Raw genomic sequence first — 19965 nt, forward strand, 5'->3', positions numbered from 1 at the left:
AACTCGTCCCTCCCGAAAACCGCGAGTCAATGGAAATGAAGTTGGAGTTGACGTGATTTGACGATCATTGACGAGCGAAATTATCACCTTGGGGAGGGGGCGTTGTCATGAAAAATGCGCACCCAGCTATACAAGCCGTCTATCAAGAGCCTGAGCGCCCCCCGTACTCAGACAGAGAACGCAATCGAATCGGTCTTGAGCAAACCACAAGCCCGTCATTGGCTCGTGCCCTCGCCGTTGGATGTCTCAGTCGCCTGGACCAGAGCCTTTCGTCCATCGACATCTGGGATCCCGCATCCGGTTCCGGGTATGCGGGCCATCTCCTTGTGGAGGCGTTGCGTTCCGTAGGAGTGCAGGTCCGGTATCGCGGACAGGACATAGATGCGGCAGCCGTGTCGGCCAGCCGACAACGCTTCGAGGGCATTCCCAATGTCGAGTTCGCTGTCGGGAATACACTGGAGCGGGACGAATTCAGGGATTTCTCGGCCGATCTGGTGATTGTCGATGCGCCGTGGGGTGTGAGCTGGGCGAGCTCAGCATCAGCCGTGGAATCCCGCAAGAGCGAGGGATCTTTCAGATTTGGCCTTCCGCAGCGGTCCGACAGCTCATGGCTTTTCATCTCGCTTGCGCTGGAGAAGCTGCGGCCGTCTGCGGAGGGAGGTGGAAGGGCAGCGGCCTTGGTCACCCCCAGTGCGTTGAGCGCGGGCGGTGCCACTGCCGCCTTGAGGCGACGAATCGTCGAAGCGGGCATGCTCGAGTCGGTCACGCGCCTGCCCGAAGGGCTCGCACCGAACACGTCCATCCCCTTGTATCTACTGACCTTCACCAACAAAGCCGGTGAAGCCGGACGAGGCAAGGCGATGGTCGCAGATCTGCAGACGCGGTTCACGGCCGATCGCTGGTATCGGAGGATGCTAGATTCCGCCTTCCAAGAGCTCGAGTCAGGGATGCGGACTGGAAAGCCCGGACCACGCAACAGAAGCATAGGTGTTCGGCAGTTCATCCGTAGAGACGCCCGGCTCTCACGTGCGCCCAGTAGTGGGGGCAAGCTGTCGTGGCGTGTCATGACCTACAACGACACAATGATCGACGATCGGCTCCTGGAATCCCGCTACGGTCCGGGATCCGGTGTGGTGATCGATGAGGAACCGAGCGAGATTTTCGACCTGGACCCCAGTCGCCTGTTCGTCGATGACTCCGGCGACCTGCTGAAGGACCTGGGTGCGAAAGGATGGGCGAATCGACGCCTGAGCAGTTTCCTCGCCAGTGAGCCTGAAGCGGTGAAAGATGCGGCCTGCGAAGCCCATGAGGGTCAGGTCTTCATCCCGACAGGTCGGAGTGGCAAAGTTTCCACTGAACCATCGAGCACCGAATCAGATGGCAGAGTGCTCTCGGTCCAATTCGACGGGGATGCAGTCGAACCGGAATTCCTGGCGGCATGGCTCAACTCGGAGCAGGGAATATTAAGCAGACGCAGGGCGATCGACGCCAGCAGCTCGGGCACACATGTGAAGGCGCTCAGATCTGATACAAAGTCCCTGATGCGCTGGGCCGACGAGCTCATCGTCCCTGTGCCCGAAAGAGGGAGGCAGCTTGCGTTGGCCGCGGCAGACGAGAAGCTCGGATCATTTCAAGCCGAGTTGAAGAGCCAGCGAGAAAGCATCTGGGCCTCTCCCGAAGACGCGGAGGAAGTGGTGGGCAAGATCGCGAATGCGTTCGACGACTCGCTCAACGCTTGGTTCGAACAGCTTCCCTTCCCGGTCGCTTCGGCGTTGTGGACGGCTGAAACCGCTACGTCGCTTGGTGGCCGAGTGGAGGCATATTTTCACGCCTGGGAGGCCCTCGTGACCTTTCACGCTACCGTGCTTCTATCAGCCGGACGCAGCGATCCGGGTAGAAGCGCCGAGGTCGAAGTGGCCATTCGTCAGGTGTTGCAGGATCAGCACATCGGCATTGAACGTGCCTCGTTTGGAACTTGGGTGGCCATCTTGGAGGGGACTTCCAAGTACTTACGTGGTGCCCTCGAAAGCGGTGACCCTGACGAGGTTGCCCGGATTCGAGCCACGTTTGGGGATCTCAGTGAATCCGCGATCGAGCGTTTGATTTCGAAGGATGTCGTCAAGAAATTCAAGGAGCTGAACACCAAACGAAACCGGTGGCGTGGCCACGGGGGCCATACTTCTGAGGAAGAACAGAGGGCGCAGGTCGATTCATTGATTTCAGACCTGCGGGAGCTTCGCTTGGTTCTCGGCAGCGTCTGGTCGCAGCTCCTCCTTGTCCGCGCTGGAAGCGCTAAACGCGTGCTCGGTGGGTACGTCCAGGCTGCAGAGGTTGCTGTCGGTACTCGCTCACCCTTTATCACGAGGGAATTCGAGGTGGGAGATGCCATGCTCGACGGAGAGCTGTACCTCGTTCGCGATGGATCGCAGTCTCCGCTGCGGCTGGGCCGGTTCGTGCAGCTCCGCGCGGCTCCGCCCAATGCCCAGTACACGAGTTATTTCTACAACCGCACTGAAGGGGCCAGCGTCCGCATGGTCAGCTACCAGTACGGTCCTGGAAGTGAAGTGGAGGATGATGCAGAGAGATTCCGGGAAGTTTTCGGCACGCTTTCCGCAGAGTCAGCCTATAAATTGGAGCGGGGACATCCATGACTTTGACGCTTGACTCGATCCTACGGAGCGCCGGCATCGACCCCGCATATTCTCAGGCGATCCGGCATGCCTATGTCAAGGAGCACGAGGACACCGGCCTGCAAGGCATCCATGCTGATTCGTCAGACCAAGAGATCCTCACCTACACCAGCGAGCAGTCGGCGAAGCCACGAATCTTCCCCGTTGACCCGCCGCATATTTGGGTCGTATTCGTCCGCGAGGGCGGTGACCGGGCGCGCCTGTGGTCAGTACTAGAGAACCGTGGCGAGATTTCAAACGACGGGGCCCTCCGCACTTTTGATCTTGCGGTGTCGGACCATTTGGCGGATCTCAGGAACCGGCTCGTGATTGGCTGGAAGTCACCCCGCACCTGGCGGCTCAACGGCCCGACGGTGGCCGGTTACCCGGTTATGGAAATCGCCGATGCCCAGCCGGTGCCGTTCCCGGGCTTCGACCGAATAGTCCTGGATTTTACCCAGCTTCAGGCTGTGATGCGCGAACACCGTTACGCTTCATGGCGAACCGCGCTCTCCTCGGTAGCCGGTATCTACTTAATCACGGACACCCGCGATGGACGTCAGTACGTCGGCAAAGCCGATGGCGTTGAAAGTATCCGCCAGCGCTGGAGTGAGTACGGCAGGAACGGCCACGGCGGCAACGTCGAGCTACGGAGCCTCGATCCCCAAACGTTTCGTTTCTCCCTGCTGAGGGTATTCGACCCCGTGACTCCAACTCGCACGATCGACGAGTCCGAGATTCACTTCAAGAAGGCGCTGGACACGCGCAGACACGGATTGAATCGCAACTGAGTGTGAGGTGGCCTATTGCTTCGCGGCCATCAGCTGAAAATCGTCGTTGATCTTCAGCACCAGTGACAGCAGCAGCCGGAGGAGTGTTATGTACGCCTCTTTGTGTGCAGCAACGTCTTCGGGATCGGCGTTTGTTCCGTGTGCGTACCTGTTTCGAAGGTCTGGTCCATCACTGAACTCACTTTTGTTGAGGAAGAAGTTGAAATAGCTTGCCTCGGCCGACGTCAGCAGAGTCGGGTTGAATTCCAGCCAACCTTTTTCGACTAAGGAAAGCGCCGCGGCCTGTCTGCCCGCGCCGTAGTGGCCGTAAGGTCCGGCCTCGCGGTAGTGGATGTCGCCAAGTACAGAGATGAGGTCCAGATTCGAAAACTCGATTTGACCAGTATTAACGGAAACTAGTCCCTCTGAAACCATCCAGTCCACTCGTTCTTGCTGATAGTTGCGAAGCACGTCGTATCTCACCTGATTCTCGATGACCAGATTTACGAAACTTCTGGCCCGAAGTCCTTGGTTGATATAGGTGAGTCCGGACTGGTCGCGGAATAGGAGATCAAGGGCACGCCGGCAATCGCTGTTGGTTCTGCGTTGTACGTACTTGTGCTCTACCAAGCTGGGAATTTCACCCCACGGCTTTGGTGAGGACGTCATGCGTAATAGCTCTGGGTCCAGCTCGTCCTCAGCGCAGTAGAGAGTGAACTTCCTAGAGATGCTCTCCATCTCTGCGGAGATGTGACGGCAGCGTTCCAGGAACGAGCTTCCCGGGCTAGACGCCGAATAGTAGAAGTTCTTCGCACCAAACTGGTCGACGAGATATTTGCGGAAGAACCAGGACACTGTGTCTTCAATCTCGACGCCGTTGTGGTGGAGGAAATTCGAGTAGGCGTGCGTCCCCTCAGCGGTGAGAGCATCCATGCGCATGAAAGCTTGCCTTCGGGGGTAGGTCTCTTTGCCTGTGACGAACAGGACTTGAAGTGCTCCGATCTGGGCACTGAACGAAGGCATTGTGAGTAGCCCCTGACGATCTAGATAGCCCACCACTGTTACGAAGTTTGATAAGATCTGCTCTGGTTCCAGTGTAGAAGACAAGTATTGTCCGCCGAATGAGCGAACATGCGTCATGCCACTAACATTAGAGTCAACGCATTCAATAACCGGCTGACGTTGCTCTGGAGCAATCCGAACTCCGTAACCGTTATTCATCAGGGTGGTATCTTCGTTCGCGAAAAGCTCTTGAATGAGCTCCGCGTGGCGCTTCTTCGCTTGAAGTCGGATCTTCGGCGTGAGCCCAAAGTCCTCCTTATCGTTCGCCTCCGCTATCGCTTGGACATAGTTGGGATGCGGTGACGCGCTTTCGATGTACGCGCTCAAAAGTTGCGCTGAGTCTCGGCTGGTGAACCTCGAGGGGAAGGTGTAAGAGTTGCTGGAGTTCTTGATCATTCGCTGTCCGACCAACAGCTCACCGTTTCGAGGATCTGCAAGCAGAGCGTCACGAAGGCGTCGGTCGTGCTGCTTCACGAACTGACGATTGGACAGCATGATCCCCAGCGGAATTTGCGCCTCTACTAGGGCTTCGAAGAGAGCTTGGCCGCCAATTTTCTTGGCGACATCGTGCCTGTTGAGGAGCGTAATCAGGTCCTCCGCGTACTCGTACTCAAACTCGCCCAAAACCTGGCCAACATTCGACGAGGTAAGGCTTGCAAAGAAGGAAGCCAGTTGTCCTCGTAGATCACGAGCTGACGACTCTAGCTTTTCTAGCTCTTGTTGATCGAAAGACCTCGGGAGGATGCGGTTTTCCTCGAAGGCGAGTGCGTTGTACAGCTCAAGTACATCGTCCAATGAGTCGATCTCCCGGCCGCTATAATACTCCTGAATCAGCGCGACCGCCTCTGCGGACGCCCACACGTTGGGGGCGTCCAGTGGGCCATAGAACTTGACCCTCGGGGGAGTCTCTGATTCTTCCATGCTCTCATCGTATTTGGGTCCTGCGAAAGAAGATGCCGATACGACTCATCGGCAATGTCAGTGGTCGTTGTTATGTTATTGGTAAAGAACTTGGACAAGGGAGTTGGGTAATGTCGCTGGTACCGATCGCACTATCACGGCTAGGCGAGAATGATTCACGCGAAGGACAAAACACACGAGCCTTGAAGTGGCTGCTAGCGCAACCCGGCGGCCGCATTGTGGTCGTCACCCCACGTCGTGATTTCAACGGTGAAAGCCTGAACCGACTTGTTGCCCTACCAGAGGTCATACATCAATCCTGGCGCGGATTCGTTGCTGGCTCTTTCCGCGGGCAGCGTGTGCTCTACGCCTGGCCAGATCGTAAGCATCTCAATGATGTTTGGGATACGGAAGCGGATGCGATCGCGGTCATCGAATGGAGCGAGTTGGCTACCGCCGAATGGATCGAAGATGTAAATCCTGTCCAGCTTCTTCCGGGAAAGATGATTGAACCGTTTATGAAAGCAGCCAATTCGCTCGTTCCATTGCACAACGGGGTCGACGGGATCCTCGAACACATCGCATCGATGGCCGCTGGATACTCTCCTGGCTTGAAGTGGAACGAGGAAGACAAGCTCAAAGCCGACATGATGAACCGCCCCGACCGATGGGCCACCATTACGGTTGAGCAAGTTCGTGCCAAGTGCCGTCATCTCGGAATGAGTCCTAAAGACGTAGACACTGTCGCTGAGATTCTTCAGCGGCGCAAGGACGGCCGACGCTTCAACGTGCGCTCTTCTTATCGCACCTTCCAGTTCGCATAGTCTGACCGGCTGAGGACCCGGCCCCAACATGGCCGCCGTTGATAGGCACTGTGGTGTTGTCGAGGCACAAGCACATGTGAGTCTTGCGGCCAGAGTCCCGTAGACGGTGAGTGCTGCGGGGGATCTTTACCGTTGATTCAAAAACATCAGTCCATCATGTTGGTCGCGCGGGACAGAGTCGCAAACTGGTCCATGAAGATCATGCCCATTTCTGATTCCAGAGTCCACAATCATCCGGAGACTTTGAAAGGAGTGCCAAGGCCCTGCCAGGCACCTCTAAAAGCCATGGCATTTGAGTGAAGCACATGAAGGTCGGCAACGAATATATGCGCCACTCAAGATATAACGCAATATGAACGGCAGCGGATCGGCTATGTGAAGGCCTCGAGTGTCGACCAGAGATTCACTCGCCAACTCTCCACCCTGGCGGCAATAGATTGCCTCTTCGAAGAGGCTCAACCCGACGACCAACGAACCGGACGCACCGCCCTAGTCGAGATGATCACGTCCGCGCCGGCAGGTGACACTCGGTGTTTGCCTCCATGGACTGGCAGACCAAGTGGTAGGCCTGAGCCAGATCGTCGATGAGCTGACCGCCAAGAACGTCATCGTGGAATTCATGGCAGCGGGGACCCAATTGCGTGCGAGAGCCAAGGATCCGTTCGCGAAGTTCCAGCTGAACAATGGGGCCTCATTCGCACAGCTGGAGAGTTCCATCAGCAAGGAACGCCAAGCCCAGGGTTTCAAAGCAGCCGTGGTTCGCGGTGTCTAAAAGGGCAAAATGCCGAAGCGCAATCCGGAAAAAGTCACCCAAGCACGCGAAATGAATAACGCCGAACGTGCCTAACGCTAGGATAGCCTGAGAACTCGGAGTCGATCGCTCCACCCTGTACCAGAAACTGGACCACGTCGAGGATGTTGGGAAAGATCCACCGCCCGGAGAAACATGAATAGATCATAAGCGGACCTACTCACCGATCCATATTTAATGAAGATTCTCAACTATCGAACAAAATTATACAAATGAATACGATGCCCGCATTAGTCGCCCCAGATCGAAGAAATGAGACCCGCTTATACCCCGTTTCGAGTGGGTGTTGAATAGTTCATTCAACACTTAGGCCGCTATTCACACAAAAAAGATCAACTCGTCCCAAAGAAACAGGAAAATACCCACCCATGGAAACAACGTTGAGCATCATTGCTTCGGTACTTTCAATTATCGCCACGGGGGTAGGCGGTACAGCGCTTTATAGGGTTAGTAAGATAAGCTCTAATCAGGAAATAAAAGGAAATAAGAACAAGCAGGTAAGCGGAAATCACAATAAAATAAAATGATCGGGAAAAAGTTATCCATTCACGGTAGCGGTAATATCCAGATAAATGGTAGCAATAACACTATCCTAGGACTCGCATACGAGAAGTCAAAGCTCACTCAGTCTAAGGTTCACCAATTGCTACTTATGGTTATCGCGGCATTGGATGAAGGAGGTCACGGCCACGACTTGACAATGGAGTTTCCCGTAGGCGTAAGGCAAAAACTGCAGTACAATAATGCAACGAAATATATTAGTATCTTTCAACATCAGTTGATTCACTTTTCAACGATCGATGAAGTTGCTCAAGAAATTCCAAGAAGTGAAGACATTCTAAAACAATTATATAGAATGTATGCCAATACGGCCACCTATGACGTGGATGGACAGCCGTTGGTTGGAGACGGCTCGACGCAACTCGATAAGATATCCGAAGAACTGGTAAATCTTGTCATCAATGATCTTAATTACAACCCAGACGTAGTCACATATGAAGACATAAAGAATTTCGTTGAATCGCTAATGATGTACGGGGTTTGGAAGTGCAAGGTTCTGTTGAAGCCGAATAACCCAGAGGTTTCCATTGCTTCTTCTTGATAAGAATAAGTCGCCGACTAGAACTGTGTACTATATCTCTGCTGTAACAAATCACTTGCTCAAAATCGGCGACCCTCGCGGGTACGCGGATTTGTATAGGCAAGTTATGAACTATATTCCGGCCAGCGCTTCGAGTGAGGTCTTTTTTACTCTGGCACTAGACTTCCTGTTTTTGACTGGAAAAATAAACGTGAACGACAATGGTGAAATCTATGTACTTAAAGAATCTTAGAATTATCAACACGAAAACTATGGTCACACTTCGATCTGTCACTTTTAATCAGGGTGCGAATTTCGTCGTTGATTCGGAGACTTCGAGTCGCCACAACAAGGTTGGAAAAACGACATTTTTACGCTTGATAGACATTGCAATGGGGGCGAATGATCGTTCCATGCTTTATAAAGACAAGGAAACAAACACAACAAATAATGGACTTAAAGGTATAATCACAGATCAAAAACTTTGTGTAGAAACTGTGATTACTAGCGCCCCTCTACATCTCTCGCGCAGCCCGCATGAAACCACATTGAGGGTCGATCTGTTCCCAGGGGGTCAATACTACATTAATGGAGGTAGCATACCTCAAAAGGAATATCAGAGCTTTCTTAATAATTTGATATTTTCTAATTCTACGAATGTTCCAACTTTCCGCCAACTGATTGGAGCGTTTGTTCGAGTTTCTTTGGCGGGGGACAACAGTGCATTGCTTCGCTACCTGAATTCGTTTACCAGGAAAGCAGAATACAGATCTGTATACAGTTTCCTTCTTAGGCTAGAAGACCCTGAGCTTTCTATGAAAATTTCAAAACTGTCCAGTGACTTTGAAAAGAATAAGGAGGCCAAATCGAGGTATGTCAAGATCATTGACAGTCAGGATGAAGAGGCGCTTGCCCAAATCCTTGTTGCATTAGAGCAGAAGCGAAAGGATTTGGATTTTCAGATTGCAGATCTTGTTGATCCCGAAGAATTCAAGGCCAATAGAGAAGTCTTTAATGAAGTACGTGATAGCTATTCTCGAACTTCTGATCGTGCTGCACGCCTATCTTACGAAATAGACCGGGCAATCGAATCCTTGCGAGATGCGAGAATCGAGTTATCTGAGCGAACCGACCTAGATATTGTTCGAGAATTTTTCGATGAGATGTCATCTCTTATTCCAACTGTGAGCCATAATTTTGAGGAACTGATTCTTTTTAATGAAAAGCTCTCTCAGAATAAAATTGCATTTCTAGAAGAGTCTATCGCTGTTTTGGTTGGTGAGCTTGAACTGGTAAATGAATCCCTGGTTGAGCTTGAAGCTTCTAGTGGTGACTATTTTGCGGTAGTCGCCTCGGGTGAAGTTGACAGTTATGTAGATAAATTAGAGAGCTTAAACTCAGTTAACGTTCGGATTGGTTCAGTAAAGGAATCAATTGAGACTCTTGAAGAATTCGACAATAGGGGCCTCACGCTCTCTGAAGAGATGGAGGAATTGCGTTCACTTATCCGTGAAGAGGGTGCGTTACCCGAATTGCAGATTTCCAAGTTTAATGAGATTTTTACTGCAATAGCTCAGGAGATTAATGGTGAAAGCCCTATTCTCTTGTATTCATCGGACGTAAATAAATTTCCCGTTGGATTTGCCGACATTGATGGCTCGAGCACGGGTACCCGGAAGTCTCTGATGGCGGCTTATGATTTTGCCTATCAATTATTCGCTCGAGCCGAACAAATAGCTGCTCCAAGGTTCGTCGTCCATGACATAGTTGAGAATATTGAAGGCGATGACTTTGGAACAATTGTTCAGTTGTCAAATGATCGGTCGATCCAATATGTTGTCGCTGTGCTTCAGGAGAAGCTCGACTCCTCAGGTATACCTAAAGAAGTTCAGGAAAATGGGACTATTATCTCCCTCTCTAGTAAGAACTTATTATTTCCCGGCGGTAAATAGCCTTGGCTATGGCAAGGTCATTGGTAGCGAGCTCATTCTGACGATTTTTTGTGCGGGTGGGTGTCTCTGGCATTGCACCTGGTCGAGTGGGCGATGTGTGAGGACCCGGACAGCCACTGGTGTTGAGCGGCGTACACCAATTCGACGTTCTGTAGCCATGTTGTCCGCCGCTTTTCCGCCAAAAGGGGCGCTTAGTGACTCGGTTGGACATGATTCCTACGCTTACTAGACGTTGGGTGATTTGGGTGGAGTAATAGTCCGGACGTGAGTCGAAGGTGCGCATGGAGCATCCGTGGACGCGCTGGGGTTTGAAGCTGGTTATGGATGTCTAAAACGGCAATCTGGATTCGAACCGACTCGCCGTAAACTCTCCACAATCAATGCAAACTGGAGAGTGTTTAGTACCTGCCATTGTTCTGCTGTGCCTGTGGAAACGCTGATCAATGCAGGGGGTTGGCAGTGGGTGGCAACCCGATACTTGTAAAACGGGGTGACAAACGTTGAAAACTCTTGATAAATGTCAGGCGTCGAATATGCTTCTGACCTGCGGCGATAGCATTCTGCGTCCATTGGCCCGGAGAATTGAGACTGCTTATCCGACGAAGCAATATCGGTTCGAATGTCCAGGCGCCCGGTTTGCTGAGAGTGTCGCTGACTTCGTCTCATGTCGTACCGTGGGTACCAGCTGGTCATCAGCAATGGGCAGGCGGGCGCGCCGTGGCTGACCCAACTAGTACGGGTGAACCTCTGTGACTCCTCCTTAATTTCACCCTTTGCGGCATACTGGGATCACCCGGCGAGCGTGCCGATGAATGCTAAGCATTGTTTCCGGTGCATGTCTCGATGCTCCCCTGGGCGGCAACCGTGATCGGCGGGGCTGGGCCAGTCTGTGTCCCTGAGTTAGGCTAGGGCGATCGACCACAGTTGGCCGGCAGGAGGACTGAAAATGCAGTTCGACGATTCAGCCCATCCAGAGTGGGATCAGATGTACGTCGCAGGCCTGACCGCAGCTCGGATCGCCGACCTGACCGCGGCCCGGATTGGATCCGTCAAGCGGCATCTGGAGCGCCGCAGGAGAGTAGACCCCGCCTTGGCGGTTGGGAGGGCTGAAGCGCCACGTAGGCCGAGCCAGGATTGGCGCAAGCGGCTGTTTGAGCTGCGGGATTTCATCGCCACGCACGGACGGTATCCCACCATCCACGGCGCGCAGCGGGACGAGAAACGGCTCTATGTATGGCTCTCCGCCCAGAGGCACGCACTCTTGGCGCAAAACCTTGGGTGGGAGAGAGCAAAAGAGCTTGGCATTCTGGGGGACTGGGTGACCACTGATCTTGAGCGGGAGCTCGACGCGCATTGGCTACAGCGGCTGAACGAGGTGGTCGAATTCATGGACACACATGGTCATCGACCGCGGCATCGGCCGGCGAAGTCAGAGCTGGAAAGCACACTTTCGATATGGCTGCAGACGCAGAACTCTGAGGTGCTACACGGGCGGATCGTGCAGTGGAGGCATGAGGCGCTCAACGAGTCGTTGCCAGGGTGGCGGAGGGTCAAGGGCGATCAAGAGGGAGCTGGTGGCCTGTTCGGGTAATGGTTGGCGGAATTGAGTTTGGTCAGATGTAGATGCCATCGAAAGACGTCTCCGCAATGGGCCGACAGTGAGTAGTGTCAGAGACTGTTTACGGCACATCTCCGAGGTCAAAAAATCCCCTCAGTGCTAGCCGAACGCTTGCCCAAGATGGGCATTGAGCGCAGCTTCACCACGTCTCAGCTAAGCAGGGGAACTCCTTGAAAGACGCTAAAAATCGGCAGCAGAAATGTTGTTTCGCACTTTGATCCCGCCGAGGCCGGTATAGGGCGTGTGTGCTCGTCATGCTCGAGGCGCCGGGATGTTGGCGCTTGCGGACGATGTTCGCCCAGAGGTCTGGGTTCATCTCGGCGGACATCAATGACCAAACGGCCGCCTCCTCCTGGCTCATTCGGGACGAGGCGGGGCTGCATGACGACGTCCCGTACTCAGGGATCCTGATATGGTGAATATGCGTGATTCTGGCTCAAATGACCATTTGAGATATCTACAACCTCTGGAACTCGGGCTTCTTTGTCGTCACTAACGGCTTGTCACGTTGCAGCTATTTCTCGCAAAACCCTCGACCTGCCCTGGCGGCTCGACAACGGAACTCCGAAGAAACTGCGGCCTTCTGGCGACTGGGCTTCGTCATGTCGGGAACCCAGGTGCGGGAACATCGTTCACGGGTGCGTCGGTCATTCCAACAAGAAACCTAGTGCCGCGGGATTGACGCAAGGCGCAGGGGAAACGTTGCACCTTCTTGGTGTGCTGCTCGAATTCCAGGTTGTCATGCTTTGCGGTCTGAACCCGCAGAATGGTTGGCGCAGGTACGTTGGCCCTCAAATCGACAATGACAAGTTCACGGTCATCAACACCTGGCATCCATCGCCGTCCGCGCTTAAGCAAGATGGCAAGGGCAACGCGTTGCGCGTGGCCCTGGCGCATGCCGTAAAGATTGCTGCGGCCCCGGAGCTGGTCAAAGATAGCCGTGGCTCGGTTGGCCGGCAATGGCAAAACAAGACCGACCGGCCGCGCATGAAGTCGACTCTTCCTTGCTTGCCTGGCACCCTGGAGTATTTCCCGACATCCTAAACGACGATATTTGTCCTGTGGGTTGAGCGCCGGGGGTGGAAGCCTTGGGACACCTGCTGACTGGCGCCGTCCTTGTCGCGCGATCTCATCCGTGCGAATGGCGCGGCCTTCTTGCCTTGGCTACATGCCATGCCAGTCCTTGCGTTCTACGCGCTCGATTTGGGCAGCGGGAAACCACTCGAGTCGATAGGTTCTGTCCAGTTCGTACCATTCGATCAGTCCGTAGGAGCGCGTGTACTCGACGGCGTGGCCGTAGAGGTCGCCAGCCTTGACCAGTGGTTTGTCCCAGATGGGGAAGCGGCGCGGCTCCCCGTCAGTGCGGTCAGGGTGGCGCTCTTCTGCGGAGATGATGTCCATGAGCTTTGAATCGGGATCGAATTTATTCACGACACCAGTATGCGTTGAACATCCGACATCGAATATATGTGGCAGGATCGCATATCCTTGGTCCATGAGGATCATCGGCACGCTGGAGACCATTGAGACCTGCGCGATCGAGCAGACGGAGGCCGCGTGCTGTGACTACCAGCAGGGATTTGACGCCATGCGTCGGCTGCTGCCCGACGGTGTGCGGTTGCTCAGCGTCCGCATCGAACGGTAAACCATCCAGCAAACTGAGGTCATTGGGGGGCTTCGGGGAACCACTTGATTGCCCTGTTGCGTGCCTGGCACCCGCTAGCTCGGAAATCATCCTCACGCCACAGGCCCAGACGTGACCGTACGCGGCGCCGGACTACACCTTGAACCGGGCCTGAATTATCGGCTCGGCGGGCAAATAGATGACCAGGCCGCACTGAAAAAGATGACCGGAGACTCAAGAAAATTTTGCTGAATTAGATGAGTAAAAGATGACCTGGGCCCTTTTTGGCCTTAAACGGCTCTGACCCTCGGAAGGGAACCGCAGGTCAGAGCCGCTTTTTGGTGCCCCGGGCGGGAATTGAACCCACGACCAAGAGATTAGAAGGCTCCTGCTCTATCCGCTGAGCTACCGAGGCATGGCCGTAAATGACCGGCCTCCACTAAATTATCAGGTTTGCCGGCGCATCTCTTCCTCCACAGCTGCCAGTCAACGTGTGGTTGTCCACAAATGGGCAAGGCCCCCTGTCGGACGCCGCTACGGGGGAGTTGGCTTGGTCCAAGCGAACAACTCCCAAGCACTGCGCTATTGAAAGGAAAACTCATGTCGAACTACCTGACGATCCGGGGCTTTGCCTCCTCGCCCGTCGAACTGGACACCAAGGAATCCGGCCTGGTCATTGGCAAATTCCGGATGGGCTCCAACGACAGGGTTCTGGACCCGGCCACAAACGAATGGGGCGACGGCCCCACCAACTGGTACCGCATCAACACCTTCCGCACCCTGGCCAGCAACGTCGCCGCCAGCATCAAAAAGGGCGACCGCATCATCGTGACCGGCAAGCTGCGGATCAACACCTTCACCAAGCTGGATGGCACCCAGGGCTTGTCCGCCGAAATTGACGCCGATTCCGTGGGCAACGACCTCAAGTTTGGCACCTGCACCTACCACCGCAACACCAGCCAGCGCCCCGGCACCGCACCCCCGCAGGGGCGACAAAGTCAGTACGACGCCGGCACCCCAGCGCCAGCGCAGCTCACCAACACGGAGGTCGGCCCGGCCGCTTCCGCCCCGGACCTGGACGAGGAAGGCGGCGACGTCGGAGAGGAAGATGATGAGGCCGCCGCACGAAAATCCGATGATGACGGCACGCCTGCTACGGACAGCCGGGATGACGGCGACGGCGACAGGGCTGAAGACGGCGAAACCGTGAACAAGGAAACCGGCGAACTCCTCAAGGACGGTGTCCCGTTCTGAGTCATGCCGGCTACGGCCGCCGGGGTGGCACGACCGCCGTGGCACAATGGCGGGGTGACCTCGCAGAACATGACATCCCGCCAGCTGCGCCCTGTCGCCCAGCTGTTCCGCGTAGCCGTCACGGCACTGGTGCTCGCCGTAACGCTGGCAGCGACAGGATGTTCCCTGCTCCCGTCGGATGCCACCTCACTGGAAACCACTGGTTCCGCTCCCACCGTGGGTTCGACAGCAGCAGCCAAAGCCCCGCAGTCGCAGTCGGACGCGGATGTCCTCGCAGCGAAGGTCAAGGTATCCCTCACCAAGCTTGGAAACGCCACGAAGTCGCCCAACCGCGAGCAGATGACGGCGGCCATGGTGGAGGCCGGCGCGTCTAAGGAAAAGGTGGAGGTCTCCATCGACAATACGCCTACCGGCCTGGCCGTGGACGCCATCGAGGCCGCCGCCCCCATGGCCAGGCAGTGCATTATCGGCCAGGTGCGAGACGGGAAGGCATCCATCGCCGTCCTGCCGTTGCTCGCCTCCGGCCGCTGCTTTGTCGGGGACCAACACTAGTCCCCACGCCCTCCCGGCCAGGCGCTGGCGCGCCGGTCCGGGTCCCTCGGGCGCGTGGGCCCATTTCACGCCCTCCCGGCCAGGCGCTGGCGCGCCGGTCCGGGTCCCTCGGGCGCGTGGGCCCATTTCACGCCCTCCCGGCCAGGCGCTGGCGCGCCGGTCCGGGTCCCTCGGGCGCGTGGGCCCATTTCACGCCCTCCCGGCCAGGCGCTGGCGCGCCGGTCCGGGTCCCTCGGGCGCGTGGGCCCATTTCACGCCCTCCCGGCCAGGCGCTGGCGCGCCGGACCGGGTCCTTCGGGCACGAGGGCCCACCCTCCGCGGCCCGCAAATGTGAGTTAACCCCCGGTACCCACTAACCTATTGGGTATGGCGGAATTTATTTACACTATGTCCAACACCCGCAAGGCTGTTGGCGACAAACTCATTCTTGACAACGTAAGCATGTCTTTTTACCCGGGCGCCAAAATTGGTGTCGTCGGTCCCAATGGTGCAGGCAAGTCCACCATTTTGAAGATCATGGCCGGGTTGGACACACCCTCAAATGGCGAGGCCCGCCTCAGCGCCGGCTACACTGTGGGCATTCTGCTCCAGGAACCGCCGCTGAACGAGGAAAAGACCGTCCTGGGCAACGTCCAGGAAGGGGTGGGCGAAATCTACGGCAAGATCCAGCGCTACAACGAGATCTCCGAGGAAATGTCCAGCCCCGATGCTGACTTCGATTCCCTCCTCGAGGAAATGGGCAAGCTGCAGGAGGCCATCGACACCGCCGACGCATGGGACATTGACTCGCAGCTGGAGCAGGCCATGGACGCGCTCCAGTGCCCGCCGGGAGACTCCGACGTCACCGTCCTTTCCGGCGGTGAGCGCCGACGCGTCGCCCTCTGCAAACTGCTCCTGCAAAAGCCGGACCTGCTGCTCCTTGACGAGCCCACCAACCACTTGGACGCCGAGTCCGTGAACTGGCTGGAGCAACACCTGAAGAGCTATGCAGGAGCCGTCCTTGCCGTGACTCACGATCGTTACTTCCTGGACCACGTCGCCGAATGGATCGCCGAAGTTGACCGCGGCCACCTCTACCCGTATGAGGGCAACTACTCCACATACCTGGAGAAGAAGCGCGCTCGACTGGAAGTCCAAGGTAAGAAGGACGCCAAGCAGGCCAAGCGCCTCACCGAGGAACTCGAGTGGGTCCGTTCCAACGCCAAGGGCCGCCAGACCAAGTCCAAGGCGCGCCTGGCCCGCTACGAGGAAATGGCGGCCGAAGCCGACCGCACCCGCAAGCTGGACTTCGAAGAAATCCAGATCCCGCCGGGACCGCGGCTCGGTGGCATCGTGCTGGAAGCCAGCAAGCTGAAGAAGGGCTTCGGAGACCGCGTCCTGATCGACGGGCTCTCATTCAGTCTGCCGCGCAACGGCATCGTTGGCGTCATCGGCCCCAACGGCGTGGGCAAGTCCACCTTGTTCAAGACCATCGTTGGCCTGGAACCGCTCGACGGCGGCGACCTCAAGGTGGGCGAGACCGTCAAGATCTCCTACGCCGACCAGGACCGCGGCGGAATTGACCCGGACAAGACCCTGTGGGAAGTTGTCTCGGACGGCTTGGACTACATCCAAGTGGGCAACGTTGAAATGCCTTCACGCGCCTATGTTGCAGCCTTTGGCTTCAAGGGGCCGGACCAGCAAAAGAAGGCAGGTGTGCTTTCCGGTGGTGAGCGCAACCGCCTGAACCTGGCCCTGACCCTCAAGCAGGGCGGCAACCTGCTGCTCTTGGATGAACCCACCAACGACCTCGACGTGGAGACCCTCAGCAGCCTGGAAAATGCGCTGCTGGAATTCCCCGGCTGCGCCGTGGTTGTATCGCACGACCGCTGGTTCCTGGACCGGGTGGCCACCCACATACTGGCCTATGAAGGCACCGATGAGAACCCGGCCAACTGGCACTGGTTCGAGGGCAACTACGATTCCTACGAGGAAAACAAGGTGGAGCGCCTCGGCGCGGACGCAGCCCGTCCGCACCGCGTTACCCACCGCCGCCTGACGCGCGACTAAACCCGACGCCCTCCCCGCGCAAGCGCAATGGCCGGTCCCGCTGGGGCCGGCCATTACTCATTTCAGCCGGCGTCCGACGTGCCCTGGTTCAGGGCTCCTCCCGGTCAACGATGGCAAGCCCGTGCCCGCGAAGGCGCAGCCTGTCCCTGCTGAGCGTGGCGAGGAGGCGGCTGTTGGTTCCCATGACGTGACCGGTGATGAGCTCCGCCGCCATGTCCGCATCGCCGGCCCGGATTGCTGCCAGAATGTCGGTGTGTTCCTGCCACGCCTGCCGGCGTGCCTCCGGGGATCTCACTTCAAGCCAACGGGTGCGCTCCAGCCTGGTCATTGCCCCGCGGACGGCATCGACCATGAACGGGTTGCCGGACAGGGCTGCGAGCCCGCCATGAAAGTCCTGCCCGGCGCGCACTCCTTCGGCTTCGTCGCGGCCAGGCTCCGCCAGGTCCAGCAGTTCGGCGACGCCGTCAATGTCGTTCGGCGATGCCCGGTCACATGCCAATCGCGAGGCAGCCGTTTCAACGGCAACCCGCAACTCCGCCAGGGACTGAATCTCCGACAGGTCGATGGGTGACACCGCCCAGCCCCGGCCGGCGCGCCGCACCAGCCCCTCAGATTCCAGCCGCATCAGTGCGGCGCGGGCCGGCGTGCGGGAAGCGCCAAATGTCGTCTCAACGCCGCGCTCCGTCAGCGGCTCGCCGGGTGTCAGAGCCAAACTCAGAATTGACCCGCGCAGGCGTTCGTAAAGTTGGGAGGTCTGTGTTGCATCCGCCATCCGGACACCCTTTCTATTGGTATACCAAGTGGGTGTACCGTTCCTGACATGCTACCGGACACAACATCATGACCACCAAGGGTGCCACTGCGATAGCGACGGGCAGAATTGCCCGTGCATGGCTGATGCTCGGACTGGGCGTCGCAGCGCAGACCGCCGGAACAGTATTCGTCAGCGCACCTGCCTTCTTGATCCCGATGCTCCACCAACAACGCGGCCTGACCCTGGCTCAGGCCGGACTGCTCGCAGCGGCCCCAACGTTTGGCATGGTCCTGACACTGATACTGTGGGGCGCGCTGGCGGACAGGATTGGTGAACGGTGGGTCATCGCCGGCGGGTTGGCGCTGACCGCACTTGCCACCCTGGGCGCGATCGCGGCTCAGGGCTATGCAGGACTGGCTGTCTTTTTTGTTCTGGGCGGCATGGCCGCGGCCAGCACCAACGCGGCCAGCGGGCGCGTGGTGGTTGGCTGGTTTCCCAAGGAGCGCCGCGGCCTCGCCATGGGCATCCGCCAAATGGCCCAACCGCTCGGCGTAACACTGGCAGCGGTCACCGTGCCCACCCTGGCGGCAGGTTCTGGAATCCCGGCTGCGCTGCTGGTTCCCCTGGTCATTACGTCCGTGCTGGCGGCGGCCTGTGGCGCCTGGATCGTCAATCCTCCCCGGCAGGCCAAGCCCGCCGTTGTCCCGGTTGGAAGCAGCCTGAACCCCTACCGGCGCAGCGGGTTCCTGTGGCGCATCCATGCCGTCTCCATCTTGCTGGTGGTGCCGCAATTTACCCTGTCCACTTTTGGGCTGGTCTGGCTCGTGGCCGATCTCCGCTGGGATGCCCTGGCCGCGGGCGTTCTAGTGGGAGTCGCGCAGTTTGTGGGAGCCGTCGGGCGCGTCGGCACCGGTGTCCTCAGCGACCGGGTCGGCAGCAGGGTCCGGCCCCTGCGCTGGGTGGCCATGGCCGCCGCCGCTGCCATGCTGGTCCTGGCCGCCGCCGATGCCGCCCACTGGAGTGCCGCCGCCGTCATCATGGTGATTGCCACGACCATCAGTGTCGCGGACAATGGCCTGGCCTTTACCTCTGTCGCCGAAATGGCGGGCGCGGCTTGGGCGGGACGGGCTCTGGGCGCCCAAAACACGGGCCAGTTCCTTGCCGCCGCGGCGGTGGGTCCGGCTTTCGGCGCATTGATCGGGGTGGCCGGCTTCCCCTTGGCTTTTGTCGCCGCCGCCGTCTGCCCGGCCCTGGCCGTGCCCCTGATTCCCCGGCCCGCAGCCGAGCACGACCACCTCTAGCGAGCCGGGCCATCTCCTCCGATTCCGATTCTTGTATTCCATCGGGGCCGCTACAGAGGCCCCTTGGGACGGCTGGCGGGTGACGCCCGGTCGGGCAGCCCGGACGCGAACTTCAACGACATGCGGTAGGAGACGGCACCCTCGCCGCCCTGCCCAGCCGGCGCCGCAGGTCTGCCCTGGCGGCCCAAACCTGCCCGGCCAGGGCCCCGCCTGTCGCCCCCGAAGGGCCGGTGTCAAGTGTCATGCCGGCCCGTCGCCGGAGCCGGTCACCCGGGGTATCCGGTGTTGGCCATGACAGGGTAGAGCTCGACGTGGCCACCGCTGGGGATCATTGACGCCAGGGCGAGGGCGTCGGCGTCGTCGGGCCGATCCAGCAGGTGGAAGCCGTGGTTGACTTCCTTGGCATCCGTGAACGGTTTGTCGTTGAAGACGGCCGGCCTGCCGTCGGTGCCCGGCGTGATGTCCACGGCGTGCCCGGAATCCAGTCCACCGCGGAAAAGTACGCTGCCTTCCCGCCTCCCCGACGGCGGCGGCAAAGGCCTGGTGCGCCGACATGGCGTCCGCCCGCATCTTCTCCGTGACCAGCCCGGGATCAAACTTGGACTCGCGGATCACTGCAAGGTACTGCTTGGTCATGGCGTTCACTCCCCGGCGGTCCGGCCGGGAAAGCCGGCAAGGCGTCCTAATGGCTGCCTACACGCCCACGATGAACGGTACCCGCGGAAATCGACAGGCGGAATGAAA

Annotated in this window: 19 protein-coding genes and 1 tRNA gene; 15 read left to right on the top strand and 5 right to left on the bottom strand. The window is 57.7% G+C overall.

Annotated features, from left to right (window positions below; genetic code table 11):
* The first annotated feature begins 107 nt into the window (after window positions 1-107).
* Window positions 108-2651, top strand: coding sequence for an HsdM family class I SAM-dependent methyltransferase (locus tag CVV68_RS17055; RefSeq protein ID WP_110502205.1), 2544 nt, complete (start codon window positions 108-110; stop codon window positions 2649-2651).
* Window positions 2648-3460 carry a GIY-YIG nuclease family protein gene (locus tag CVV68_RS17060; protein ID WP_110502206.1) on the top strand — a complete coding sequence of 271 codons (813 nt, stop codon included), beginning with the start codon at window positions 2648-2650 and terminating at the stop codon, window positions 3458-3460. Before CVV68_RS17055 ends, CVV68_RS17060 begins: the two co-directional genes overlap by 4 nt.
* A gap of 12 nt (window positions 3461-3472) precedes the next feature.
* On the opposite strand, the gene CVV68_RS17065 is transcribed toward CVV68_RS17060, so the two are convergent.
* Complete coding sequence (locus CVV68_RS17065; RefSeq protein WP_211320888.1) at window positions 3473-5422, bottom strand: hypothetical protein; 1950 nt, start codon at window positions 5420-5422, stop codon at window positions 3473-3475.
* A gap of 110 nt (window positions 5423-5532) precedes the next feature.
* Here CVV68_RS17065 and CVV68_RS17070 point away from each other — a divergent pair, with 110 nt between their 5' ends.
* The 8 genes from CVV68_RS17070 (at window position 5533) to CVV68_RS17100 (ending at window position 12731) form a co-directional block, all read left to right on the top strand.
* The gene (locus CVV68_RS17070; RefSeq protein WP_110502207.1) at window positions 5533-6225 is read left to right on the top strand and encodes a hypothetical protein; all 693 of its coding nucleotides are present in this window, start codon (window positions 5533-5535) and stop codon (window positions 6223-6225) included.
* 559 nt (window positions 6226-6784) lie between these two features.
* On the top strand, window positions 6785-6997 hold the full coding sequence (locus tag CVV68_RS17075; RefSeq protein ID WP_170133228.1) for a recombinase family protein: 213 nt from the start codon (window positions 6785-6787) through the stop codon (window positions 6995-6997).
* Between the two features lie 419 nt (window positions 6998-7416).
* The gene (locus CVV68_RS23590; protein WP_170133229.1) at window positions 7417-7563 is read left to right on the top strand and encodes a hypothetical protein; all 147 of its coding nucleotides are present in this window, start codon (window positions 7417-7419) and stop codon (window positions 7561-7563) included.
* Window positions 7560-8138 carry a hypothetical protein gene (locus tag CVV68_RS17080; protein WP_110502209.1) on the top strand — a complete coding sequence of 193 codons (579 nt, stop codon included), beginning with the start codon at window positions 7560-7562 and terminating at the stop codon, window positions 8136-8138. Before CVV68_RS23590 ends, CVV68_RS17080 begins: the two co-directional genes overlap by 4 nt.
* Before the next feature lie 25 nt (window positions 8139-8163).
* Window positions 8164-8370, top strand: a complete 207-nt coding sequence (locus CVV68_RS24965) for an ABC-three component system middle component 6 (RefSeq protein ID WP_368773187.1) — start codon at window positions 8164-8166, stop codon at window positions 8368-8370.
* Between the two features lie 124 nt (window positions 8371-8494).
* Window positions 8495-10069 (top strand): DUF2326 domain-containing protein, encoded by a 1575-nt coding sequence (locus tag CVV68_RS17090; protein ID WP_211320889.1) that lies wholly within the window; start codon window positions 8495-8497, stop codon window positions 10067-10069.
* A gap of 946 nt (window positions 10070-11015) precedes the next feature.
* Window positions 11016-11660: a helicase associated domain-containing protein gene (locus CVV68_RS17095; RefSeq protein ID WP_110502212.1), complete on the top strand. Its 645-nt coding sequence runs from the start codon at window positions 11016-11018 to the stop codon at window positions 11658-11660.
* Between the two features lie 744 nt (window positions 11661-12404).
* Window positions 12405-12731 carry a hypothetical protein gene (locus CVV68_RS17100; protein WP_110502213.1) on the top strand — a complete coding sequence of 109 codons (327 nt, stop codon included), beginning with the start codon at window positions 12405-12407 and terminating at the stop codon, window positions 12729-12731.
* A 120-nt stretch (window positions 12732-12851) separates the two neighbouring features.
* Here CVV68_RS17100 and CVV68_RS17105 read toward each other — a convergent pair whose 3' ends face one another.
* Complete coding sequence (locus CVV68_RS17105; protein WP_146238947.1) at window positions 12852-13118, bottom strand: hypothetical protein; 267 nt, start codon at window positions 13116-13118, stop codon at window positions 12852-12854.
* Window positions 13119-13182: 64 nt separating this feature from the next.
* Between CVV68_RS17105 and CVV68_RS23595 the strand changes: the two genes are divergently transcribed.
* Window positions 13183-13332 (top strand): hypothetical protein, encoded by a 150-nt coding sequence (locus tag CVV68_RS23595; protein ID WP_170133232.1) that lies wholly within the window; start codon window positions 13183-13185, stop codon window positions 13330-13332.
* 318 nt (window positions 13333-13650) lie between these two features.
* Here the strand turns inward: CVV68_RS23595 and CVV68_RS17110 are convergent.
* A tRNA-Arg gene (locus tag CVV68_RS17110) sits at window positions 13651-13726 on the bottom strand.
* Between the two features lie 185 nt (window positions 13727-13911).
* Between CVV68_RS17110 and CVV68_RS17115 the strand changes: the two genes are divergently transcribed.
* The 3 genes from CVV68_RS17115 (at window position 13912) to ettA (ending at window position 17166) form a co-directional block, all read left to right on the top strand.
* A complete protein-coding gene (locus tag CVV68_RS17115; protein WP_170133233.1) occupies window positions 13912-14565 on the top strand; it encodes a single-stranded DNA-binding protein in 654 nt (217 codons plus the stop codon).
* Window positions 14566-14619: 54 nt separating this feature from the next.
* Complete coding sequence (locus tag CVV68_RS24340) at window positions 14620-15117, top strand: DUF6993 domain-containing protein (protein WP_245933607.1); 498 nt, start codon at window positions 14620-14622, stop codon at window positions 15115-15117.
* Window positions 15118-15483: 366 nt separating this feature from the next.
* A complete protein-coding gene (ettA, locus tag CVV68_RS17125) occupies window positions 15484-17166 on the top strand; it encodes an energy-dependent translational throttle protein EttA (RefSeq protein WP_110502216.1) in 1683 nt (560 codons plus the stop codon).
* 88 nt (window positions 17167-17254) lie between these two features.
* Here the strand turns inward: ettA and CVV68_RS17130 are convergent, their stop codons facing one another.
* Complete coding sequence (locus CVV68_RS17130) at window positions 17255-17878, bottom strand: GntR family transcriptional regulator (protein ID WP_245933608.1); 624 nt, start codon at window positions 17876-17878, stop codon at window positions 17255-17257.
* A gap of 128 nt (window positions 17879-18006) precedes the next feature.
* On the opposite strand from CVV68_RS17130, the gene CVV68_RS17135 reads away from it, so the two are divergent.
* Complete coding sequence (locus CVV68_RS17135; protein ID WP_211320890.1) at window positions 18007-19221, top strand: MFS transporter; 1215 nt, start codon at window positions 18007-18009, stop codon at window positions 19219-19221.
* Window positions 19222-19487: 266 nt separating this feature from the next.
* On the opposite strand, the gene CVV68_RS17140 is transcribed toward CVV68_RS17135, so the two are convergent.
* The gene (locus CVV68_RS17140; RefSeq protein WP_110502218.1) at window positions 19488-19688 is read right to left on the bottom strand and encodes a YciI family protein; all 201 of its coding nucleotides are present in this window, start codon (window positions 19686-19688) and stop codon (window positions 19488-19490) included.
* Between the last annotated feature and the right edge of the window lie 277 nt (window positions 19689-19965).

Origin of the sequence: Arthrobacter livingstonensis, from assembly GCF_003219815.1 — a bacterium.
Classification (GTDB): domain Bacteria; phylum Actinomycetota; class Actinomycetes; order Actinomycetales; family Micrococcaceae; genus Specibacter; species Specibacter livingstonensis.